Raw genomic sequence first — 17647 nt, forward strand, 5'->3', positions numbered from 1 at the left:
CGGGCCGTCAGGCCCTCACCGGTTGCCGACGGCCTGCTTCACCAGCGTTCTGCCGAAGTCCCACATCAGCCCCGAGCCGCCGTGCGCCTCGTCCATGACCTCGCGGAAGGCACCGACGAACCGGTCGACGTCCCGCTCGTCCACGATCAGCGGCGGAATGAGCTTGATGACCTCCAGGTGGTCTCCGGACACCTGGGTGAGGATCCGGTGCTTCTGGAGCAGCGGCACCACCACCATCTGCGCGAAGAGCCCCTTGCGGGCCGCCTGGAGCATGGTCCACCGGCTGCGCAGCCCCAGCGAGGACGGCCGGCCGAACTCGATGCCGATCATCAGCCCGCGCCCCCGCACCTCGTGCAGCAGCTCGTACTCGTCCACCAGGGCCGCGAGCCGCCCGCGCAGCAGGTCGCCCATCGCCCGCGCGTTGGCCACGACCTCCTCGTTCTCCATGACCGACAGCACCGCCAGCCCGGCCGCCATCGCCTGCGCGTTGGAGCCGAAGCTCGCCGAGTGCACGAGCACCCGGTCCATGGAGGAGTAGACCTTCTTGAAGATCCAGTCCCTGCCCAGGGTCGCGCCGACCGGCACGTAGCCGCCCGACAGGGCCTTGGCCACGCACACCAGGTCCGGCTCCACGCCCGGCTCGTACTGGTACGCGTAGAAGTCCCCCGTCCGTCCGAGGCCCGTCTGCACCTCGTCCGCGATCAGCAGCGCCTTGTGCCGGCGCAGCAGCTCCTGCGCGGCGGACAGGAATCCGGGCTGGGCGGCGAGCACCCCCTTGCCCTGGATGGGTTCGACGACGAAGGCGGCCACGTCGCCGCGCGCCAGCTCCCGCTCCAGGGCGGCCAGGTCGCCGAGCGCGATCTTCGTGTCGGGCAGCAGGGGCGCGAAGCCGTCCCGGAAGCCGGCTTCCCCGTTCACCGAGAGCGAGCCCGTGGTGAGCCCGTGGAAGGCGTGGTCGCAGTAGAGGATCCTGGGGCGCCCGGTGGCGTACCGGGCGAACTTCAGGGCGGTCTCCACCGCCTCGGTGCCGCTGTTGCCGAAGAAGACCCGGTCCAGGTGCGGGCTGTACGAGAGCAGTTTCTCGGCCAGCAGACCGGGCAGCGGCTGGCAGTCGAAGCGGGTGAGGTCGGCGAGCTGGGCGTCCAGCACGTCGTGCAGGGCCCGGCGGACCACGGGGTGGTGCCGGCCCAGGCCCATCACTCCGAATCCGGCCAGCATGTCGAGGTAGTCGTTGCCCTCGGCGTCCCAGAAGTGGGCGCCCTCGGCCCGTTCGTAGACCTTGTCGAAGCCGATGGTGTGCAGCATCCGGGGCAGCTGGTGGTTGAGGTGGCGGGCGTGGAGCTCGTACCGTTCCGCGCCCCGCGCCTCCAGCAGGGCACGGAGGTCGAAGCCGGTCACTGCTTCTCCCGGTTCCCCGAGACGGTCTCACGGGCCGCTCGCAGCGACTCCTTCAGCGACCCCATGGTGGCGAGGACGGCGGTGGGCTCGTAGCCGCAGTGCGCCATGCAGTTCGCGCAGCGCGGGTCCTTGCCGCGGCCGTACTTGCTCCAGTCGGTGTCCTCGATCAGTTCCCGGTACGTGGTGACGTAGCCGTCGCTCATCAGGTAGCAGGGCCGCTGCCAGCCGAAGAGGGAGTAATTGGGAATGGCCCAGGCCGTGCAGGGGAAATCGGCCTTTCCTTCCAGGAAGTCGAGGAAGAGCGGCGAGTGGTTGAGCCGCCAGCGCCGCCGGTTGCCGCCGGCGAAGGCCTTCTTGAAGAGTTCCCGGGTCTGTTCGACACCCAGGAAGTGCTCTTGGTCGGGGGCCTTTTCGTAGGCGTAGGCGGGCGAGATCATCATCTCGTCCACCTTGAGGTCGTCATTGAGGTAGTTGAGTACTTCGATGATGGTCTGCGGGGTGTCCGTGTTGAAGAACGTGGAGTTCGTGGTCACCCGGAAGCCGCGCCTCTTGGCCTCCTTGATGGCCGCGACGGCCTCGTCGAAGACGCCTTCCTTGGCCACCGACTCGTCGTGGCGTTCGCGCAGACCGTCGATGTGCACGGCGAAGGCGAAATACGGGGAGGGGGTGAACTTCTCGATCTTCTTGCGCAGGAGCATCGCGTTGGTGCAGAGGAATACATACTTCCGCTTCGCCACCAACTGGCGCACGATCTCGTGGATCTGCGGGTGCATCAAGGGCTCGCCGCCCGCGATGGACACCATGGGAGCGCCGGACTCCAGCACGGCGCCGACCGCCTGGGCGACCGGCATGCGCTGCTTGAGCACTCCGGCCGGGTGCTGGATCTTCCCACAGCCCTCGCAGGCGAGGTTGCAGGCGTAGAGCGGTTCCAGCTCGACGATCAGCGGGAACTTCTCTCGCTTGCGGAGCTTCTGTTCGAGCAGATAGGTCCCGACCCTGATGGTCTGGCGCAGCGGCATGGCCATCTGGCTCACCTCCTGGGGAGCAGCAAAGAACGGTGCCAGTCATAGAACGCGGGCAGTACGGCACGCAGGACACGGAAGGCCGATATTCCTCCGCGGACGGTGCCGATACGGACGAGCTCGTGCTCCGGAGCGTCCACGATCACCCGGACGGCCGCAACCGGACGGCCCGCGCCGCGGGTGGCGGTCCACAGGGTGGCCGCGGATTCCATGTCGACCGCGATGACGCCGGTGGCGCGCAGCTGGGCGCGCTCCTGGCCGCGGACGACGTGGTCGGATCCGGTCAGTACGCCGAGGTGCACGGTGCGGCCGGGCGCGGCCCGGGCCAGTGCCTCGGCGAGCAGGGGGGTTCCGGTGCAGGGGACGGCCCCTTCCGGGTCCCGGGTCTCCTCGGCGACGACCAGGTCGCCGGGGTGCATGCCGGGGACCAGACCGGCGCAGAACCCGGTCGCGAGGACGGCGGCCCGGTCCATCCCCGGCCGCTCAAGGGCCCGGCCGACGGCCCGCCGGGCCGCGCGCGGGCCCATCCCGGTGCGCAGCAGCCCGTAGGCCTCCGGCGCGCCGCGGGCCCCGCTGCGCAGGGCCGCCTGCTCGATGCGCAGCGCGCAGGCGACCAGCAGCGGGGCCGGGTTCCCGGCCCGGTCGCCCCTGGCGGCGGACATCACCACTCCCCGGCCGGCGCGAACGGTTCCCCGTACAGGTAGCGGCCGAGCGCGGTGAGCGGGAACACCTGGCGGTACAGGTGGTAGTTGATGGAGAAGTCCCAGGGGAAGCCGGTGCCGGTGAACCAGGGCTCGTCCCAGGATCCGTCCTGGCCTTGCGTCCGGACGAGGTAGTCGATGCCCCGTTCGACGGCCTTGCCGTCCCGTTCGCCGGCCGAGAGCAGGGCCATCAGGGCCCACGCGGTCTGGGAGGCCGTGGAGGCGCCCTTCCCGGCCCACGACCGGTCCTGGTAGGAACGCTGGTCCTCGCCCCACCCTCCGTCCTCGTTCTGTACGGTTTCCAGCCAGTGCACGGCCCGCCGGATCGCGGGGTGCGCGGGGGCCATGCCGGCGGCGGTCAGGGCGGGGACCACCGACCCGGTGCCGTAGATGTAGTTGGTGCCCCAGCGGCCGAACCAGGAACCGTCGGGCTCCTGTTCGGCGAGCAGCCAGGCGATGCCGCGGCGGGCGCGGGCGTCGCCCGCCCTGCCTTCGAAGGCGAGCATCTCGACCACGTGGGCGGTGACGTCGGCCGAGGGCGGGTCGATGACCTCGCCGAAGTCGCAGAAGGGCAGCTTGTTGGGGAAAGGGCTGGTGTTGTCGGCGTCGAAGGCGGCCCACGCGCCGTTCTTCGACTGCATGCCGAGGTTCCAGGAGACGCCGCGGGCGATCGCCGCCTCGACGCGGGCCGGATCGGGGTGCCTGATGCGGCGCAGGGCGAGGACGACCTCGGCGGTGTCGTCGATGTCGGGGTAGGTGTCGTTGTGGAACTCGAAGGCCCAGCCGCCGGGGGCGAGCCCGGGGCGGCGCACCGCCCAGTCCCCCCTGCGGGTGATCTCCTCGCCGAGCATCCAGTCGGCGGCCTTGACCAGCGCCGGGTGGTCGGGGCGCAGGCCCGCGTCGGCGAGCGCGATCGCGGCGAGGCAGGTGTCCCAGACCGGGGACTGGCAGGCCTCGATCATGCGGGCGCCGTCCTCGCGCCACACGGCGAAGCGGTCCAGGGATTCCAGGCCGGCCCGCATCACGGGGTGGCCGAGGTCGTAGCCGAGCAGGTGCAGGGCGATCACCGAGTACACGGCGGGTGGCTGGATCCCGCCCCAGCAGCCGTCGTTCTCCTGGCGCTCGACGATCCACCGGGCGGCGCTGTCCATGGCCGCCTTGCGGAGCCGGCGCGGGGCGAACCGGCGGTAGACGTGCAGGGCCTTGTCCATCAGCTGGAAGGCCCCGTCCCAGCTCGCCATCGGGGCGAGTGGTGTGGCGCGGTACGGCGCCAGCGCGTCGGTGTGCAGCTCGTCCAGGGCGAAGGGCGCCGGGCGGACGGGGCGCAGCGCGGAGACCACGGTGAGCGGAACGATGGTCTGGCGGGCCCAGCAGCCGAAGTCGTAGATGTTCAGCGGCATCCAGGACGGCAGGAAGACCAGCTCGGGCGGGAGTTCGGGGAGGTGGTCCCAGCTCCACCAGCCGAAGAGGGCCAGCCAGATCCGGGTGAAGACGCGGGCGGAGGCGATGCCGCCGTGGGCCCGGATCCAGGCGGAGGCGCGGGTCATGTGCGGGGAGTCCGGCGGGTCCCCGGCGAGGCGCAGGGCGACGTACGCCTCGATGGTGGCGGACAGTTCGGGCGGTCCGCCGTGGAAGGTGGCCCAGGTGCCGTCGTCGCGCTGCTGACCGCGGATGAACAGGGCCGCGGCCCGCGTGGTGGCCTCGTCCCGGATGCCGAGGAACTGCCGCAGCAGCAGGTCCTCGGCGTCCATGGTGACGTTGGTCTCCAGGTCGCCCTTCCACCACCCGTCGGGGTGCTGCCGCTCCAGCAGGTGCCGGGTCGCGCGCGCGGCGGCCTCCCGGACCCTTTCCGGCCCGTGCCCGTCCGGTGGTCCGGGCGGAGCCGTGGCGACCCGTGTGCCCGCCTCCCGGCCGGGCTCGGGCTGTTGCGGCATGGGACGGGCGAGCCGGTCCGTGAGCGGGCTCACGTGCACCCCGCCGGGCGGTGGGCCGCCCGGGGTGGTGGTTCCGCTGCCGGCGCCTGCGCCCTCGGCGCTGCCGTCGGTCGTCGCTGTCATGGCTTCCCCTTCGTGCAGTTGGTCCTCTGCTGTGCTGGGGTGTGCCGTCGGCCGGCGCCGCCGCTCCGGTCCGATCGAGTCCGATGCGGTCCGAAGGGGCGGCGCCGGCCGGCGACTTGCGCGTCATATCAGCCGGTGCGCGGCGTTCACCTCTTGCGTACGACGACGAAGTCGGCGAGCGCGACGAGCTGGTCGCGGACCCGCTGCGGCATGTCGACGTCGTCCAGGGCCCTGATCGCCACGGCGTGCTGCCGGCGCGCCTCGTCGGCGGTCCACTGGCGGCCGCCGGCGGCCTCGATGAGCGCGGCGCGGGCGGCGAACTCCTCCTCGGAGAAGTTCTCGAAGTCGTTGCTCTTGGCGTCGGCGGCGAGCAGCTGCGCCAGTTCGACCGAGGCCGGACCGCCGGCCGCGAGGGCGGCGACGACGGGCAGGGACTTCTTGCGCTGGCGCAGGTCGCTCCAGGTCTGCTTGCCGGTGGACTCCGGGTCGCCCCAGATGCCGAGCAGGTCGTCGATGGCCTGGAAGGCGAGCCCCAGGTGGTAGCCGTACTCCTCCAGCTTGTCGGCGGTACGGTCGTCGGCGCCGCCGAGCACGGCGCCGATGGAGACCGCGCAGGCGATCAGGGCGCCGGTCTTGTTGCCCTCCATCTCCAGGCACTCCTCGACGCTCACGCGCTCGCGGTGCTCGTAGGAGATGTCCTGGGCCTGTCCGTCGATGAGCTTGCGGGTGGCCGTGGTCAGCCGGCGGGCGGCGCGGCCCGCCTCGACGGTGCCGAGTTCCAGCAGGACTTCGTTGGCGAGGGCGAACAGTGCGTCGCCGACCAGGATCGCCTGGGCGGGGCCGTGCACCTTCCACACGGTGTCGCGGTGGCGGCGCTGCTCGTCGCCGTCCATCAGGTCGTCGTGCAGCAGCGAGAAGTTGTGCACGAGCTCGACGGCGACGGCGCCGGGGACGCCGACCTCGGCGGGGACGCCGGCGGCCTCGGCGGAGAGCAGCGCGAGGGCGGGCCGGACGGCCTTGCCGCTGTCGCCGTCCGCCGGGTTGCCCTGGGCGTCGATCCAGCCGAAGTGGTAGGCGGCGACGGTGTCCATGGGCGCCGCGAGCCGGTCGACGGCGGCGCGGAGCGCGGGCGTCGACAGCGTGCGGCCGCGCTCCAGGAGGGCGAGCGTGTCCGCCTTCTCCGCTCCCCCGCCGGCTGTGCCCGCACTGGCACCCGTGTTCTCGACAGCCGGATTCCCCGGGTTCACTGGCTCTCCTCTTGTTCCTGTACGTGCTGTGCCGGTCGTGCTGGTGGTGATCGTCGTCATGCCGCCTCCGTCAGAGGGTGTTCACGGGGGCGGCCGAGCGCGGCGAGTGCGGCGTGCGCCGCGCTCAGTCCGCTCCGGACGGCGCTCTCCATGGTCGCGGGCCAACCGGTGGCAGTCCACGCACCGGCCAGGTAGAGCCCCGGCGTGTCGGTCCGCGCCCCGGGGCGCAGCCGGCCGACGCCGGGGGTGGGGGCGAAGGTGGCCGTCCGCTCCCGGGTGACGAAGAAGTCCCGCACCTTGGCACCGCGCGCGGCGGGCAGCAGCCGCTCCAGTTCGGGCAGGTACTTGGCGCGCAGGACGGAGACGGGTTCGTCGATGTCGTCCTGGGCGACGGACTGCGAGAGCGCGAGGTACTGGCCGCCGTCGGGGAGCCCGGAGGAGTCGGTGCGGTCGAAGACCCATTGCACCGGGGAGCCGAGCGCCGCGAAGAAGGGTGCCTTGAGCACCTTGCGGTCGTAGACGACGTGGACGTTGAGGATGGGCGCGGTGCCGATGTCCAGGAGCTTGTCCGGGTCGGCCAGCGCCCCGGCCGGGAGCAGTCCGTGCGCCTCGCGCTGCGGGACGGCGAGGACGACGGTGCCGGCGTCGAGGGACTCGTCCTCGGTGTCGACCCGCCAGTTCCCTTCGTCCGTACGGGAGATGGCGGTGACCCGGGCGCGCAGCGCGGTCCGTACGCCCGCCGCGTCGAGGGCCTTGCGGGCGAGCGTGTCGTGCAGGTCGCCGAGCGGTACGCGGGCCCAGCCGATGTCGGCGGCGCCGTTCTCGGAGAGCAGGCCGGTCTTGAAGACCATGGCGGCCAGGCCCAGCGAGGACTGCTCGGCGGTGGCGTTGAGCGTCGCGATGCCGACGAGGTCCCACAGGGCCTCGATGGCGCGCGGGGTCTGGCCGTAACGGCCGAGCCAGGTGGCGAAGTCCAGGCCGTCGAGGGCCGGGTCGGCGGGGTCGAGGCGGCGCAGCGCGAGGGCGGCGCGGCCGACGCCGGCGCGCTCGGCGAGGGACAGGTGGGGGTAGGTGGCGAGGGAGCCGGCCAGGTGCAGGGGCACGGGCAGGGCGCTGCGGCGCAGCCGGCCGAGGCGCGGTCCCTTGGGGTGGGCGACGTCGAGTACGGGTACGTCGAGCCGGTCCTGGAGGGGTGCGAGGCCGGCGCCGTCGACGCGGTCGAGGAACCACCGGTAGGCGGTGCAGCAGCGCAGGTAGACGTGCTGGCCGTTGTCGACGGTGAGGTCGCCGCGCTTGAAGGAGAAGGCGAGCCCGCCGAGCCGCGGGCGGCCCTCCAGCAGGGTCACCTCGAGCCCGCTGTCGGCGAGTTCGAGCGCGGCGGTGACACCGGCGAGTCCCCCGCCGACGACGACGGCCCGGTGTGCGCTGCCGCTCATGAGCCCTCCCCCGTCGTACGGTGTGCGGCCGCACGTGCCCGGCGTCCGCCGGGGGCGGAGCCCTCCGGAAGAGACGCGGCCGGCGGCGCCGGGGTTGCGCACGCGCTGCGCGCGGGACGGCCGGCCGGGGCGGTCCTCGTCGGGGTCGTCACATCCGCCTCCGGGTGCTCTGACGGGAGATGGTCCGCGCGTCGAGGCCGGAGAGGCCGCGCACGGCGACGTACGCCTTCTCGTGCGGCGGCAGCGAGACGCGGCCCCGCAGCACCGCCTCCGGCTCCCGCTCGATGCGGTCGAGGAGGCGGCGGTAGATGCCGGCCATGGCGGCCACGCAGGCGCCGCTGCGCCGGTCGAGCATCGGCAGCAGCCGGTAGCCCTCGACGAACAGGGCCCGGGCGCGCCGCACTTCGTGGTGGACGAGCCCGGCGAAGTCGGAGCCCTCGGGGGCCCGGTCGCCGTGGAAGCCTTCCGAGCAGCCGAACTTGGCGAGGTCCTCGGCGGGCAGGTAGGTGCGCCCGTTGCCGGCGTCCTCGCGAACGTCCCGGAGGATGTTGGTGAGTTGCAGGGCGAGGCCGAGCGTGTCGGCGTACTCCGAGGCTCGGTCGGCGTCGGGCGCGCCGGAGCCCGCCGCGTTCACGGTGCCGAACACGCCGAGCGAGAGCCGTCCGATGGCGCCGGCCACGCAGCGGCAGTAGACCTTGAGGTCGTCCCAGGTCTCGTAGGTCTCGCCGCGCACGTCCATCAGGACGCCGTCGATGAGCTCGTCGAGGCCGCCGAGCGGGATGGGGAACCGGCGCGCGGCGTGCGCGAGGGCGACGGCGACCGGGTCGGTGTCGTCCTCGTCGATCTCCTCGGCGCGGATCCGCCCGAGCAGGGAGCGGGTCTCCTCCAGCCGGGCCAGTTTGGCTTCGGGTGCCAGTGCGCCGTCGCCGATGTCGTCGACGCGCCGGGAGAAGGCGTAGAGCGCGGACATCGCCTGCCGCTTGTCGGTCGGCAGCAGCCGGATGCCGTACGCGAAGTTGCGCGCCTGCGCTCCCGTGACGGCCTCGCAGTAGCTGTACGCCGCCGAGACCGGTGCCGACAGTGCGGTCGGTGCGAACACGTGTGTGGGGCCCTCCACCGGGCTCACCCCTTTCTCGGCGCTGTGCGCAGGACGGCGGCCACCTCGCGGAGCAGGCCGCTCCTGGTGGGCTTGGGCGGGCCGGGAAGTACGTCGAAACCGGCGGCGGTGACGGCCCGCAGGGCCGCACGCCCCCCTCCCACGAAGCCCGCGAGGAGCAACCGGAGCCTGCCGTGCACGCTACCCACGAGCGGGGTGCCTTCATCCAGGAGCTCGCGGGCGCGTTCGGTTTCGAAGGCGACCAGGGCGCGGACGGACGCGCCGGCGGTCGGGGCCTTGAGGTCGGCCTCGCCCACGTGGAAGCGCCGCATGTCCTCGGCGGGAAGGTAGATCCGGTCCCGGCCGAGGTCCTCGGCGACGTCCTGGAGGTGTTCGGCGATCTGCAGCGCGGTGCAGATCTCGTCGGAGCGGCGGATCCGCTCGGGGGTGGCGGTGCCGGTGAGGGACAGCACGAGCCGGCCGACCGGGTTGGCCGAGAGCTCGCAGTAGGCGAGGAGGTCCCCGTACGTCTCGTAGCGCGCGACCCGCTGGTCCTGGCGGTTGGCCTCGATCAGCCCGAGGAACGGCTCGGGGGTCAGGCCGTGGTCGCGGACGACGGGCTGCAGGTTCAGCAGGAGGGGGTGGCGCGGGGGGCCGTCGGTGCCTCCGAACACGCGCAGCAGGTCGGCTTCGAAGGCGTCGAGCAGGGCGAGCCGGTCGTCGGCGGCGGCCGGGTCGAGGCCGAGGAGGACGGCGTCGCGCCCGCCGGGGGCGAGGTCGCCGTCGCCGATGTCGTCGACGAGCCGGGCGTAGCCGTAGACCGCCATCAGGCCGTCCCGCCAGGCACGGGGCAGGAAAGCGGGGGCGACGGGAAAGTTCTCCGTGGCGGCCTTGTCGAGGGTGGCGCGCGCGGAGGCGTCGAGGGTGGCGCGCGCGTGGGCGGTGTCGGACGGGGGACGGATGCCGTGCGCCGGGGTCACCGCCCGCCGCCCGCGGCGGGGACGGCCGTAATGCCTGGGGGCCGGAGAATTCCCGTAGCCATTGCCGTCACATCTCCCGTTCTACACTGCCGACCCAATACATCCTATTTCGGACACGCCGCCGGGAATTCCCCGGGGCGCCCCCAGGGCCGTTCACCTGCGGGGAATCGTCCCCTCTTGCCGCGATTCAGGACTGCTTCAGCTTACGCTGTACAACGCCGCGGAAGCCTCTGGGGTATTCGCTGTGCCCGCTCATGTCGCCGGCACGACGGCGACGGGAAGCGGCGCACCGCACGCCACGGACACGCCGAGGCCCCCGCCGTGCGGAGCGGCGGGGGCCTCGGCGTGTCCGCCCGGGGGCGGGGAGTGCGCGGCGGCGGTCAGCCGTTGGTCGCCTTCTCGTAGGCCGAGACGACTTCCTCCGTGGGCCCGTCCATCAGGAGTTCGCCCTTTTCCAGCCACAGGACCCGGTCGCAGGTGTCGCGGATGGACTTGTTGTTGTGGCTCACCAGGAAGACGGTGCCGGCCTTCTGCCGCAGTTCGCGGATGCGGTTCTCGGAGCGCACCTGGAAGCTGCGGTCACCGGTGGCGAGAGCCTCGTCGATCATGAGGACGTCGTGGTCCTTGGCCGCCGCGATGGAGAAGCGCAGGCGCGCCGCCATACCGGAGGAGTAGGTGCGCATCGGCAGGGAGATGAAGTCGCCCTTCTCGTTGATGCCCGAGAAGTCCACGATGTCCTGGTAGCGCTCCTTGATCTGCTCGCGGCTCATGCCCATCGCGAGACCGCCGAGGACGATGTTGCGCTCGCCCGTCAGATCGTTCATCAGCGCCGCGTTGACACCCAGCAGCGAGGGCTGGCCGTCGGTGTAGACCTTGCCCTCCTCGCAGGGCAGCAGGCCGGCAATGGCACGCAGCAGCGTGGACTTGCCGGAGCCGTTCGAGCCGATGAGCCCGATGGCCTCGCCGCGGTACGCCGTGAAGGAGACACCGCGTACGGCGTGGACCCGGCGGACGCCCGGAGCGTCGCCCTTGCCCCGGCGGATTATCTTGCTGAGCGCCGCCGTGGCGCTGCCCCTGCCGGAGCTGCCGGTGTTGACGCGGTAGACGATGTGCACGCCGTCGGCGATGACGGTGGGGACGCGCCCCTGGGTGTTCTCAGCCACGGCCGTAACGCTCCTCAGCCTTCCAGAAGTACACGAAGCCGCCGAGGCCGATCAGAGCGGCCCAGCCGACGGCGAAGGCCCACACGTGCGGCGGCAGGTTCTCCGCGCCGTAGTTGTCGATCAGGGCGAACCGGATCAGGTCCATGTAGATCGCCGCGGGATTCCACTGGAGCGCGTCGGCGATCCACGCGGGCTTGTCCTTGAGCATCTCGCTGATCGAGAACATCACGCCCGAGGCGTACATCCACGTACGCGTGACGAACGGCATCAGCTGCGCGAGGTCGGGGGTCTTGGAGCCCAGCCGCGCGAAGACCATGGCGAGGCCGGTGTTGAAGACGAACTGCAGCACCAGCACGGGAAGGACCAGCAGCCAGGAAAGCCGCGGGAAGTTCCCGAAGGCCATCACGACCACGAGGACGACGATCATCGAGTACAGCAGCTGCTGGAGCTGCTGCATCGAGAAGGAAATCGGCAGGGAGGCGCGCGGGAAGTGCAGCGCGCGGACCAGGCCGAGGTTCCCGGGGATCGCCCGGACACCCGCCATCAGGGAGCTCTGCGTGAAGGTGAAGACGAAGATGCCGATCACCAGGAAGGGGATGTAGACCCCCTTCTCCATGCCGCGGTCCGCCTGGAGGATCAGCGCGAAGATCAGGTAGTAGACCAGGGCGTTCAGCAGCGGGGTCGCCACCTGCCAGACCTGGCCGAGCTTCGCCTGGCTGTACTGCGCGACCAGCTTGGCCCGGGAGAACGCCATGATGAAGTGGCGCCGGCCCCAGAGCTGGCGCACGTACTCGCCCAGACCGGGTCGGGCGCCGCTCACCGAGAGGCCGTACTTCCTGGCGAGCTCCGCGGGGCTCAGTCCCGCGTCGGCGGACGGCGGCTTGCTCGTGGCGAGGGCGCCGTCGTGGGTTGTGTCACTCACAAGTTGAAACTTTCGTCTTCAAGATGCGGCCAGGTCGGGCATCAGGCCGGTGGCACGAGGCCCATGATCGCGCCATGTTCGCAGACGCGGGCTGGTCAGATGACAGGTGGTCGGCCCAGACGGGTCAACCGCCAGACCGTACGCCATCTCATCGGGCGGCGGGGACCGCAGGGAGAGGTCCACCCCTCCCGGAACCCGCCGAACCAGGCCTTCAACGCGGGTCCGGAGGGCCTGCGCAGGAGCGTCAGCAGGAGCCAGACGCCCAGGTAGACCGGGACCAGCGGAGCGGGCAGGTTGCGGCGGGCGAGCCACACACGATTACGGGCCACCATACGGTGGTAGACGGCGTGCCGGGAGGGGGCGGTCGTCGGGTGCAGCAGCACCATGTCCGCCCGGTAGTCGATCAGCCACCCCGCGTCGAGGGCCCGCCAGGCCAGGTCGGTCTCCTCGTGCGCGTAGAAGAATTCCGCCGGCAGCGCCCCGACCTGCTCGAACACCTTCGTGCGCACCGCGTTCGCGCCGCCCAGGAAGGTGGTCACGCGGGAGGAGCGCATCGGGTCGGAGGCACGCAGCCGGGGCACGTGACGGCGCTGGGTGACACCCGTCTCAGGGTCCGCGATCCGGAAGCTGACGATGCCCAGCTCGGGGTCCTCCGCGAAGGCCTGGCGGCACAGCTCCGCGGTGTCGGTGCGCTCCAGCAGGCCGTCGTCGTCCAGGAAGAGCAGGACGTCCACCTCGCGGCCGCCGGGGCCGAAGGCTTCGATGCCGACGTTGCGGCCGCCCGGGATGCCCAGGTTCTCGGGCAGCGACACGGTGCGCACGCCCTCGGGCAGCCCGGTGACCTCGACGCCCTGGCCCACGACGACCACGTCGACGGGGTCGCCCTGCTGGCGGGCGACCGAGTCGAGGAGCGCCTTGAGGTCGTCGGGCCGGTTGCCCATGGTGATGATCACGGCGCCCAGCCGCATCGGCGCGGTCACTTGAGCCTGCTGGAGGCCAGGACCGACACCAGGTGCAGCAGCGTCTGGAGCAGCGCGATGCCGGCCAGGACGGCGACGCCGAGGCGGGAGAAGTACAGGTCGCCCCGGACCTGGTCCAGCACGGCCAGCACCAGGATGAGCAGGGAGGCCTCGATGCCGAGGATCAGGCGGTGGAACTTCAGCGCGGCGGCCGCCCGGCGGGCGAGCGCCATGCCGGAGGAGCGCGGCTCGGACGCCGCTTCCTTGACCGGTTCCTTGCCGACCTGGTGCCGGGCGACGCCGACCAGGTCGGTCTCGGCCTTGATCAGGATCGCGCCGAGCGCCGCGAGGGTGCCCAGGAAGGCCCACAGCCAGTCGATCCGGCCGCCGCCCCACAGGTCGGCGGCGCGCAGGCCGAAACCGACCAGGACCGCCGCGTCGCACAGGTAGGCGCCGACCCGGTCCAGGTACACGCCGGACAGCGAGAACTGCTTCTTCCAGCGGGCCACCTCGCCGTCGACGCAGTCGAGCAGCAGGTACAGCTGGACCGCCACCACGCCGAGGACCGCGCCCCAGACGCCCGGCACCAGCAGGGCGGGGGCCGCGAGCACGCCGGCGAGGGTCATCACGTAGGTCAGCTGGTTCGGCGTGACCTTGGTGGTGACCAGGCGGCGGGTGATGCGCAGGGAGATCTCGCGCATGTAGAGGCGGCCGCCCCAGTGCTCGCCGCTGCGCCGGTCCTTGACGCCCGGCGGGTGGACGACCGGCCGGAGTTCAGCTACGGATGGTCTGGGCATAGTCGGCGTACGCGTCCCTGATCTCGGCGGCGGACAGGTTGAGGTGCTCCAGGATCGTGAAGCGTCCCGGGCGGGTCTGCGGGGCGTACTCGACGGCCGTGACGAACTCGTCGACGCTGAAGCCGATCTCGTCGGGCAGCACCGGCAGGCCGTGCCGGCGCAGCACCTCGACGATGAGCCCGGACTGCTGCTCGGCCCCGCGCAGGTGCATCGCGAAGGCGGCGCCGATGCCGACCTGCTCGCCGTGGAGCGCGGAGCGCCCGGGGTAGAGCAGGTCGAAGGCGTGGCTGATCTCGTGGCAGGCGCCGGACGAGGGGCGGGTGTCACCGCTGATCGACATGGCGATGCCGGAGAGCACCAGGCCCTCGGACAGCACGGTGAGGAACTCGTCGTCGCCGCAGCCGCCGGGGTGGCGCAGCACGGATTCGCCGGCCGTACGGGCCATCGCGGCGGCCAGGCCGTCGATGGGCTCGCCGGTGATGCGGTGGGAGAGCTCCCAGTCGGCGATGGCCGAGATGTTGGAGATCGCGTCGCCGATGCCGGCGCGGACGAACCGCACCGGGGCTTCCTTGATCACGTCGAGGTCGATGACCATGGCGATCGGCGTCGGAACGCCGTAGGAGCCGCGCCCGTTGTCGTTGTCCAGGATGGACACCGGCGAGCAGATGCCGTCGTGCGAGAGGTTGGTGGCGACGGCCACTATGGGCAGCCCGACCCGCGCCGCGGCGTACTTCGCCACGTCGATGATCTTGCCGCCGCCCAGGCCCACGACGGCGTCGTAGCGGCGGCCCTTTATGTCGTCGGCCAGCTTGACCGCGGAGTCGATGGTGCCGTCGACGACCGGGTACCAGTCGGCGTTGGGCAGTACGGGCTCCAGCTTGGCGCGCAGGGCGACGCCGGAGCCCCCGCTGATCGCGATCGCGAGCGTGCCGGACGCGGAGATCCGCTGGTCGGCCAGGACGCCGTGCAGCTTGTCCATCGCCCCGCAGCTGATGTCGACGACGACCGGCGAGGGGATGAGCCTCGTCAGTACTGGCATGCGATCGTCCGGCCCTTGGCGAGGTCGTCGTGGTTGTCGATCTCGACCCACTTGACGTCGCCGATGGGGGCCACGTCGATGGTGAAGCCGTCGTTGACGAGCTGCTGGTAGCCGTCCTCGTAGTAGAGGTCGGGGTCGCGCTCGAAGGTGGTCTTCAGGGCCTCGGCGAGCTGCTCGGCGGCCTCGGGCTCGATGAGGGTGACACCGATGTACTCGCCGGTGGCGTCTGCCGGGTCCATCAGCTTGGTGATCTTCCGGACGCCCTGACCGTCGGCGGTGACCACCTTCATCTCCTCGTCGGCCAGGTTCTTGACCGTGTCGAGGGCGAGGATGATCTTCTGGCCGTTGCCGCGGGCGGCGAGCAGGGTCTTCTCGACGGAGACGGGGTGGACGGTGTCGCCGTTGGCGAGGATCACGCCCTGCTTGAGGACGTCACGCGCGCACCACAGGGAGTAGGCGTTGTTCCACTCCTCGGCCTTGTCGTTGTCGATCAGCGTGATCGTGACGCCGTACTTGGCCTCCAGCGCCTCGCGGCGCTCGTAGACGGCCTCCTTGCGGTAGCCGACGACGATGGCGACCTCGGTGAGGCCGACCTCGGCGAAGTTGCCGAGCGTCAGGTCGAGGACCGTGAGGCTCTCCTCCTGGCCCTCGGGACCGACGGGCACGAGGGCCTTGGGCAGGGTGTCGGTGTAGGGACGCAGGCGGCGTCCGGCACCGGCCGCGAGTACAAGGCCGATCATGCTGGTTCTCCTTCGTCATGTACGGCGGGTGCTCCGGAGGAGACCCAGAAGCGGATGCTCTCCACGAGCACCACCAGTGCCACGAACACGGCCAGGGCCGTGAGCGCGACGGGGAACGCGTCCCGGCTCAGGACGGCGGCCAGGACCACGGTCAGCAGGACCCGGCCCTCCTGGCCGCCGATCGTCCGCACCAGCCAGTGCGGGGGCGCGCCCGAGCCACCGCGGATGCGGTAGACCGTGTCGTAGTGATGGTAGGCGACGGCCGCGACCAGTCCGAATGCCGCGGGAAGGGCCCCGGGGACGTCCGCCTTCGCGGCGAGCGCGAGGACGGTCACGTACTCGGCGGCCCGGAACAGCGGCGGGATCAGCCAGTCCAGGGCGCCCTTGAGGGGGCGCGAGACGGCCTCGCCCGCGGCCACGGCGTACAGCACGGCGACGGCGATCAGCACCGGGTCGCCGTACGGGCGGCCCAGCGTGAACCCGACGAGCGCGAGGCTTCCGAAGGCGGCCACCCACACGGAGCTCGCGGCCGGCCTGCGGGCCTTCAGCAGGCGCCGGGGGAACTCGGCGAGCGGCCCGGAGTCGGTGAGGTCGAAGAGCGCCTGGGCCGCGCGGTCGGTGCGCTCGGCCCTGCGGGTCAGCGAGCGCAGGATCCGGCCGGCGGTGGTGTAGAGCGCGCCGAAGGCGCAGCCGGCGAGCAGGGCGTAGAAGACGATCCGGGGGGTGGTCGCGGCGGTCAGCACCGCGATCATGGCCCAGCGCTCGCCGATCGGCAGGATGATCATGCGCCGGACCCAGACCGTCCAGCCGACGCTGTCGAGCCGGTCGGACAGGGCGGCGGTGGGGCTCGTGTTCGCGGTGGCGTCGTGGTTGGCCTCGTTGAAGGAGAAGTCCACGACGTGCCGGCAGGTCATGAGGATCATGGCGCCCAGCGCGAGTGCCCAGACGTCGTCGCCGTGGCGGGCCGCGCCGAGCGCGAGGCCCGCGTAGAAGGCGTACTCCTTCGCGCGGTCGAAGGTCGCGTCGAGCCAGGCGCCCATCGTCGAGTACTGGAGCGAGTAGCGGGCCAGCTGCCCGTCGGTGCAGTCCAGGACGAAGGAGACGAGCAGCAGCACACCGGCGGCCACGTAGCCCCAGCGCTCGCCGGTGGCGGCGCAGCCGGCCGCGATCAGCGCGGTGATCAGCGAGGCGGTGGTGACCTGGTTCGGGGTCAGGCCGCGGCGGGCGCACCAGCGGGCGATGTAGCGCGAGTAGGGGCTGATGAAGAAGGTCGTGAAGAACCCGTCTCGGGACTTCACGGCGGTCCGCAGGCGCACGGCCTCGTCGTCGACGGCGGCGACGGCGGCGGTCGCGGCGCGGTGCTCCGCGTCGCCGGCCGGGACGGCGGCGACGAGCGTGCCGAGCTCCGGCCGCTGAACGGCGGTCCCGGCGCCCTCCACCTCGGCGGCGAGCAGGTCGGGGTACGGCGCCGGGCCGTGGCCAACGGTCGCGGCGGCCTTGTCCAGGGCGGCCCGGGCACCCGGCTGGACGGCCAGGGCGCCGGTGATGGCGCAGGCGTCGAAGCGGGGGTCGGTCAGCGCGAGGCGCAGGGCGTGGAGGTGTCCGACGAAGGCACTGTCCACGACGGCCACCCGCTGGTCGGCGGGTACGGCGCCCAGTGCGGCGGCGACGTCCTCGGGGCCCGCGGCGGGGCGGACCTCGAAGCCGAGGGAGCGCAGCTCGTCCGCGAGCGGTGATCCGGGAACCGGCAGGCCGGTGAGGATGGCGGTCGGCAGACGAACTCACTCCTTGTAACGGGCGCCTCGGGGGGCGGCGGCACGTCGGCAGAGGCTATCGGATGAATGGAAGCGGGGGTTCACCACCCGTTTACACCCCGACGAGCCGTACGTCCCGGGGCTCCGGGCCCTGCCGGGTCATCATTGACGATCACCGCGCGTACCACAAACGGCGCCGGTGTTACGGTGGACACGCCCCAGAACGAGCCGAGTGGGAAGAGGTGGGTCGATGACCGTCGCAGTGGTCGCTGCCGTGCGCAGCGAACTCCGGTGCATCCCCTCTCTCCTCCGGGCATCCGGCCAGGCCTGATCATC

Annotated in this window: 15 protein-coding genes; all 15 read right to left on the reverse strand. The window is 71.9% G+C overall.

Translation table 11 applies throughout. From position 1 onward, the window contains the following. Window positions 1-15: 15 nt before the first annotated feature. The gene (locus tag ACIP5M_RS11695) at window positions 16-1398 is read right to left on the reverse strand and encodes an aspartate aminotransferase family protein (protein ID WP_401195182.1); all 1383 of its coding nucleotides are present in this window, start codon (window positions 1396-1398) and stop codon (window positions 16-18) included. Then, window positions 1395-2423 (reverse strand): adenosyl-hopene transferase HpnH, encoded by a 1029-nt coding sequence (hpnH, locus tag ACIP5M_RS11700; RefSeq protein WP_401195185.1) that lies wholly within the window; start codon window positions 2421-2423, stop codon window positions 1395-1397. Before hpnH ends, ACIP5M_RS11695 begins: the two co-directional genes overlap by 4 nt. 5 nt (window positions 2424-2428) lie before the next feature. Next, the gene (locus tag ACIP5M_RS11705; RefSeq protein ID WP_401195187.1) at window positions 2429-3082 is read right to left on the reverse strand and encodes a 1-hydroxy-2-methyl-2-butenyl 4-diphosphate reductase; all 654 of its coding nucleotides are present in this window, start codon (window positions 3080-3082) and stop codon (window positions 2429-2431) included. Beyond that, a complete protein-coding gene (gene shc, locus ACIP5M_RS11710) occupies window positions 3082-5178 on the reverse strand; it encodes a squalene--hopene cyclase (protein WP_401195190.1) in 2097 nt (698 codons plus the stop codon). The genes ACIP5M_RS11705 and shc overlap by 1 nt, the downstream gene beginning before the upstream one ends. A 146-nt stretch (window positions 5179-5324) precedes the next feature. Continuing rightward, window positions 5325-6425 carry a polyprenyl synthetase family protein gene (locus ACIP5M_RS11715; RefSeq protein ID WP_401195192.1) on the reverse strand — a complete coding sequence of 367 codons (1101 nt, stop codon included), beginning with the start codon at window positions 6423-6425 and terminating at the stop codon, window positions 5325-5327. Between the two features lie 56 nt (window positions 6426-6481). After that, window positions 6482-7861: a hydroxysqualene dehydroxylase HpnE gene (gene hpnE, locus ACIP5M_RS11720; RefSeq protein WP_401195194.1), complete on the reverse strand. Its 1380-nt coding sequence runs from the start codon at window positions 7859-7861 to the stop codon at window positions 6482-6484. Between the two features lie 148 nt (window positions 7862-8009). Continuing rightward, window positions 8010-8960 carry a presqualene diphosphate synthase HpnD gene (gene hpnD, locus ACIP5M_RS11725; RefSeq protein ID WP_401195196.1) on the reverse strand — a complete coding sequence of 317 codons (951 nt, stop codon included), beginning with the start codon at window positions 8958-8960 and terminating at the stop codon, window positions 8010-8012. Between the two features lie 23 nt (window positions 8961-8983). Then, window positions 8984-9919, reverse strand: a complete 936-nt coding sequence (gene hpnC / locus ACIP5M_RS11730) for a squalene synthase HpnC (RefSeq protein WP_401196275.1) — start codon at window positions 9917-9919, stop codon at window positions 8984-8986. A 398-nt stretch (window positions 9920-10317) separates the two neighbouring features. Beyond that, complete coding sequence (locus ACIP5M_RS11735; protein WP_401195199.1) at window positions 10318-11100, reverse strand: ABC transporter ATP-binding protein; 783 nt, start codon at window positions 11098-11100, stop codon at window positions 10318-10320. Further along, window positions 11093-12022 (reverse strand): ABC transporter permease, encoded by a 930-nt coding sequence (locus tag ACIP5M_RS11740; protein ID WP_401195201.1) that lies wholly within the window; start codon window positions 12020-12022, stop codon window positions 11093-11095. Before ACIP5M_RS11740 ends, ACIP5M_RS11735 begins: the two co-directional genes overlap by 8 nt. Window positions 12023-12117: 95 nt before the next feature. Then, window positions 12118-12990: a glycosyltransferase family 2 protein gene (locus ACIP5M_RS11745; RefSeq protein ID WP_401196278.1), complete on the reverse strand. Its 873-nt coding sequence runs from the start codon at window positions 12988-12990 to the stop codon at window positions 12118-12120. An 8-nt stretch (window positions 12991-12998) separates the two neighbouring features. Continuing rightward, window positions 12999-13778 carry a CDP-alcohol phosphatidyltransferase family protein gene (locus ACIP5M_RS11750; protein ID WP_401195203.1) on the reverse strand — a complete coding sequence of 260 codons (780 nt, stop codon included), beginning with the start codon at window positions 13776-13778 and terminating at the stop codon, window positions 12999-13001. Further along, window positions 13756-14817 (reverse strand): iron-containing alcohol dehydrogenase family protein, encoded by a 1062-nt coding sequence (locus tag ACIP5M_RS11755; RefSeq protein ID WP_401195206.1) that lies wholly within the window; start codon window positions 14815-14817, stop codon window positions 13756-13758. Before ACIP5M_RS11755 ends, ACIP5M_RS11750 begins: the two co-directional genes overlap by 23 nt. Further along, entirely contained in the window at window positions 14805-15557 is a 753-nt protein-coding gene (locus ACIP5M_RS11760; RefSeq protein ID WP_401195209.1) for a sugar phosphate nucleotidyltransferase, read from the reverse strand. Before ACIP5M_RS11760 ends, ACIP5M_RS11755 begins: the two co-directional genes overlap by 13 nt. Further along, on the reverse strand, window positions 15554-17332 hold the full coding sequence (locus tag ACIP5M_RS11765; protein ID WP_401196281.1) for a DUF5941 domain-containing protein: 1779 nt from the start codon (window positions 17330-17332) through the stop codon (window positions 15554-15556). Before ACIP5M_RS11765 ends, ACIP5M_RS11760 begins: the two co-directional genes overlap by 4 nt. Window positions 17333-17647: the final 315 nt, after the last annotated feature.

Origin of the sequence: Streptomyces sp. NPDC088762 (assembly GCF_044750905.1) — a bacterium.
Classification (GTDB): Bacteria; Actinomycetota; Actinomycetes; order Streptomycetales; family Streptomycetaceae; genus Streptomyces.